This window comes from candidate division KSB1 bacterium (assembly GCA_022566355.1).
GTDB lineage: Bacteria > Zhuqueibacterota > JdFR-76 > JdFR-76 > DREG01 > JADFJB01.
Genome location: JADFJB010000191.1, coordinates 1 through 5,125 on the forward strand (window position 1 = coordinate 1; position 5,125 = coordinate 5,125).

At 37.8% G+C, this 5,125-nt stretch carries 7 protein-coding genes; 6 read left to right on the plus strand and 1 reads right to left on the minus strand.

All coding sequences use genetic code 11. From position 1 onward, the window contains the following. From IIC38_19820 to IIC38_19840, 5 genes are all read left to right on the plus strand, one after another. The coding region (locus IIC38_19820) for a hypothetical protein (protein ID MCH8128171.1) at nucleotides 1–1,881 on the plus strand (1,881 nt) is incomplete at its 5' end. Nucleotides 1,882–1,927: 46 nt separating this feature from the next. Further along, on the plus strand, nucleotides 1,928–2,272 hold the full coding sequence (locus IIC38_19825) for a hypothetical protein (protein ID MCH8128172.1): 345 nt from the start codon (nucleotides 1,928–1,930) through the stop codon (nucleotides 2,270–2,272). Nucleotides 2,273–2,323: 51 nt separating this feature from the next. After that, on the plus strand, nucleotides 2,324–3,049 hold the full coding sequence (locus IIC38_19830; protein ID MCH8128173.1) for a class I SAM-dependent methyltransferase: 726 nt from the start codon (nucleotides 2,324–2,326) through the stop codon (nucleotides 3,047–3,049). 132 nt (nucleotides 3,050–3,181) lie between these two features. Continuing rightward, nucleotides 3,182–3,649, plus strand: coding sequence for a hypothetical protein (locus IIC38_19835; GenBank protein MCH8128174.1), 468 nt, complete (start codon nucleotides 3,182–3,184; stop codon nucleotides 3,647–3,649). Nucleotides 3,650–3,804: 155 nt separating this feature from the next. Next, nucleotides 3,805–4,425, plus strand: coding sequence for a GNAT family N-acetyltransferase (locus tag IIC38_19840; protein ID MCH8128175.1), 621 nt, complete (start codon nucleotides 3,805–3,807; stop codon nucleotides 4,423–4,425). 54 nt (nucleotides 4,426–4,479) lie between these two features. Here the strand turns inward: IIC38_19840 and IIC38_19845 are convergent, their stop codons facing one another. After that, on the minus strand, nucleotides 4,480–4,701 hold the full coding sequence (locus IIC38_19845; GenBank protein ID MCH8128176.1) for a hypothetical protein: 222 nt from the start codon (nucleotides 4,699–4,701) through the stop codon (nucleotides 4,480–4,482). Nucleotides 4,702–4,846: 145 nt separating this feature from the next. Here IIC38_19845 and IIC38_19850 point away from each other — a divergent pair, with 145 nt between their 5' ends. Then, a complete protein-coding gene (locus IIC38_19850) occupies nucleotides 4,847–5,086 on the plus strand; it encodes a hypothetical protein (protein ID MCH8128177.1) in 240 nt (79 codons plus the stop codon). Nucleotides 5,087–5,125 lie beyond the last annotated feature (39 nt).

Consider the following 5,125-nt stretch of genomic DNA (forward strand, 5'->3'; position numbering starts at 1 on the left):
TATGGCAAAACCCATTTGATTGAATACCTCAGAAAAGGAGAGATTGAGAGAGATATAACAACCACACATGGAATAGAGCGCAGTCAGATCAAAATTCCCTATAAAGACAAGGATATCCGCCTCAATATATGGGATCTTGGCGGGCAGGAATTTATGCGCAGCACACACCAGTTTTTTTTCTCGGAGCGAACCCTGTACGTATTGGTTACACTTGCCCGCAGGGAACGAAATGAGCTCAATCATTGGCTCAAGCTGGCCAATCAGTTAGGGAACAAAGCGCCGGTTCTGGTGGTCATTAATAAAATAGACCTGGATCCACACGATCTGGATCGAAAAAGCCTTGAGCGCGATTACCCGAATATCATTGGCTTTGTCCGCACCAGTATCCATGATTGTGAGGATACTAAAGCCGTTGATTCCATCGATCTTCTAAAAAAGAAAATAACATCAATCGTAAGTGATAAGAAACTAATGCCGGGTGTCTTTGAACAGCGCCCGCGTGAGTGGTTTACGGTTAAAGAACAATTGGAGAAGCTGGAAGCGGAAGGGACTGATTTTATCACCTACCAGGAATATGAAGATCTCGAATTTATCAAAGACCTTCCCGCAGAGGAGCGTAAAAGCAACCTGAAACTGCTCAGTATGATTGGCGCAGTGGTCAGCTATGTGGATGACCCGCGGCTGATCGATACCAATGTGATCAATCCGCAATGGATCATGGATGGCGTCTATGCCATCATTAATGACCCCATTGTGAAAGATAAAAATAAAGGCCGCCTGGATATTAATGATCTGGAACGCATTCTTCCCGGTGATCGATTTCCAAAACCGAGGCATGTTTTCCTTTTAAACCTCATGCAAAAATTCAATCTTTGCTATGGGGCAAAAGACCAACAGGATATTTATTTCATTCCGGATCTTTTTGTCGACATAGAGCCCGATTTTGAATGGGATAGCAAGAAATCCATGCATTTTCGCTACAACTATGACGATTTCCCACCGGATGCATTTATCACCCGGTTTATTGTCGAAATGCACCTGGACATCCTGGCTGATAATCGATGGCGCAGTGGTGTGCTAATTTCCAATGGTTCATGCCGGGCAAAAGTCTACCAGACTTTTCGCAAGAACTATATTCATGTTGAAGTAAGTGGAACAAAAGGCGAGAGCCGCAGCTATCTCTATGCCATCCGGGAAACCTTTCGCAGGCTCCATGAGCCATTTCCGGAGATGACAATCAAGCAGGAGGTGCTCTATAAAGAACATTGGTTGGACTATTTACAACTCATTAATCGGGAAGAAAAAAACAAACCAATGTACCACGATGAGTTAGATGAGGATCTTCCTGTTACCGAAATCCTGAATGGCTATTCCACACCAACAGATCGGCAGGGGACGCAAAAAAACATCAAAATATTTCTGGCCTCTTCCGCAGAACTTAAGGCAGACAGAGAGCAATTTGAAATTTTCATTAACCGAGAGAATCAGCGGCTCTACGAAGAAGGTATTTTCTTAAAACTGGAACTTTGGGAAAATTTCATCGATGCGATGTCAAAGACCCGGTTACAAGATGAATACAATAATGTAGTGAAGCAATCAGATATCTTTGTAAGCCTGTTCTTTACCAAAGTGGGTAAGTACACGGCAGAGGAATTTGAAACAGCCTTTGGCCAATTTAAAAAAACAGGGAAGCCTTTGGTTTATACCTACTTTAAAGATGCTCCAATAAATACAGAAGAAATAACAGATGAAATTAAAAGCCTGTTAGATTTCAGGAAAAAACTAGATGACTTGGGGCATTTTAGAACGATCTACAAAAATATTGCTGATTTGAAGTTTCAATTCAGAAACCAACTTGAGAGGGTATTGCCTAAGTTGTAATAATAAAACCCTATAGTCTTCATTGAAACTATAAGAAAATTGCTTCATGATGACCCAATCCGAAGAGCTATTTCATCAAATTGTCAATGAAGTACCTGGCGCCGTTGCAGGGAAAATGTTTGGTGCATCCTGCATTAAAACCATGAATGGAAAAGCAGTTGCCATTTTATGGCAAGATAGTATGCTGTTCAAACTGGATGAAAAAACCCGGCTGGAAGCACTAAAGCTGGATGGTTCAAGCATGGCTTCGCATCTCTATGCTCCTGACAAGCCTATGAAAGGATGGGTTTCTTTACCCTTTAAACATTCCGGCAAATGGGCTGATTTTACTAGAAAAGCAGTTGCATTTGTAATGACATTGGAAAGAAACAGTAAGGCTGACAACAAATAAACCGCATTAAAACGGGCGTTTATTCAAACCGTTAGCTGAAATACAACCAATATGAAAAGGGTCAAATCAAAAATTAATGTTTTCAATGAAGAAACTCTCAACTATGTTCAAAAATTTATTACAAATAAGGATTTACGAATTCTTGAGGTTGGCTTTGGTTCTGGTGATCTCGGATATGAGCTACTAAAAACTGGTATAGCCCTCACCGCGTTGGATACAGATGCAAAAGCAGTTGAATTAGCTATAAAAAAAGGTGTGCCTGCCAAGCACCTTGATTTTTTATCATTTAAAGACGATCCGTTTGACATCATCCTATTTACGCGCTCACTTCATCACATTCACAATCTTAAAAAAACTTTGCATCATACAAAATTATTACTGAAAAAAGGGGGTAAACTAATCATTGAAGATTTTGATCGTGAAATGGTGGATCTAAATACAACACGATGGTATTATGATACGATTTCAATCCTTTCCGCAATCATTCGGGAAGAGAAGTTTTCAGAATATATCAAAGATCCCCTTAAAGCATGGCAAGAAGATCATTCTCACGAACCACCGTTGCATTCGGGCAAGGAAATGATTAAAGAAATTGAGGAAAACTTTGGGGTAATCAAGATAGAGCGAAATGCATACTTATACCGATCAATATGCAGCCGTTTGAAAGATGATGAAACTGGATATCATATCACGAAAAGGATATTTGAAATAGAAAATGGGTTGATAGCAGAAAGTTTTATTTTGCCCAATGGTTTGCGGATTGTGGCTGAAAATTGAAACTACTTCGGCTAACAATAGATGTAAAACATAGGACTGAATTGCAATACAAAAGGTGTTGGATTTTGGAAAGTCCGCCAAGTAATATTAAAATTATAAATCGATCTTGACTCATTTAAAAGGAGCAATAAATTGAAAAAGGGAGCTATTATATTTCTATTATTTACCACTTATTATAACTGTTCTTTGGCACAAATAGAAATTATGGAAAAGTTTGACCTGGGAGAATTTAGTGTCGGGTTTAAGTACGAAACGCTGACAGATTATTCCAGAACATATGGAGATGGTTACAGATCGATACAACTGTTTATTTGGTATCCCGCAGGGGAGAAATCAATAACACCGCTTCAGTATGGCGAATATTTTTTGCTAAACGATCTAAAAAGTCAAGCATTTGAATTAGATACTGCAAACAAAAAGACAAGAATAGATTCCTTGTTACGACAAGAAATTAAGAGACTGAACAAGCTAAAAAAAAATGACGTTAAATTATCAAAATATAAAAATTTAAAAACGATTGCGCAGAGAGGGGTTCCTGTCTCGCAAAAATCCTTTCCCCTACTCCTATTTGCGCCGGGAGGTAATACGTCCTATAATTGATATAAATAATGAAAAAGCTAAGAGAATCGATAAAATAAGAATTGAATTGATAGAATAAAAAACGTCCTGTCAACAACAGCTATGCGATAAATGCTCCCCTAATCGTTCGCACTACTCATAGCCATACCATTAGCAGCAAGCAGATAAAACATATCATGAAAAATTGGATAGACCAGCCCTTAAACTTAATTGGGGAAATAATTAACCTGATCTCTCTAGAGAAAGAACACATTATCGATCTTGAAAAATTAGCGAAAGACAAAAGAATTTGGCAGCACTATACAATGGATTTAACCAACTCTGAAAAATTTATTTCAGTTTTTAATGAGGCAATAATGGAGCGGGAAAAAGGAACTCAATTCCCGTTTGTGATTTATCACAAACTGGAGAACAGAATTATTGGCAGCACGAGATTCCTGGATATACAAGAAAACCACCGCAAATTAGAAATTGGCTGGACCTGGTTACATCCTGACTATTGGGGCACAGCGATAAATTTGGAATGTAAATTATTGCTGCTGACATTCTGCTTTGAGACCTTAAAAACAACTCGAATCCAATTTAAAACAGATGAAAATAATTTGCGTTCAAGAAGAGCCATTGAAAAAGTTGGCGGCCGCTTTGAAGGCATTTTACGACATGATATGTTAAGAGATAATGGCACAAATAGAAATTCTGCTTGTTACGGTCTTATTGACAAAGAATGGGTATATACCAGGAAAAAAATAATGAACCCTATCAAAATAAGAAAAAAGCCAACTGCTAACAAACTATAAACCGCATATAAACGTGGTTTACACTCACCGTTGAAAAATAAAAATGAGGGAGACCTAAGCCGTTACTGGTTCCTGCGCTTGTTCTTGTTTTTTCTTCTCATTCGAGGCTTTTATAATGATCTTTATTCCGACTGCAACCAAGATAAGCGGCCAAAAATTACTGAGAATTTCACTAAAATCAATAATATAAAGATTCTCCAATAAAAATAAAACACCAATGCTAACCAACAAAATACCCCCGAATAACCTTCCAGACTTTTTGAATTTCTTGCTCATATTATTGCTCCTGATTGAGTGTGAGTTAAAAATAAAGGTGTGATTTTAGATCAGACGATTAAATTTTAAAAAATGTTTACGGTAAATTCCCAAAGTTGATTCATGAATTGATATTATTTTATTTTATGAAGGTTTTATTAGATGAATGAAAAAAAGAAATCGACTGGACGAAGGAGATTCGAGTGACGCTGTACTACCCAACGGGTATTTACCTAAGGGCCGCCGGCTTCCCTGGTTTGTGTTATTAAGTTTTTGCTTGCTATCGGTAATGAATTTTGTTAATTTTGGTATGGCCATTAGCTGTAAAACAAATTGGGAGGAGCAAGTAGGAAGAAATGAAATGATCCTACAAAGTTTCTCTGAACCTTTCTTAAATATAGGATAAAAATTAGTGAATAATGCATTTGAAAACCTGGGAATTATT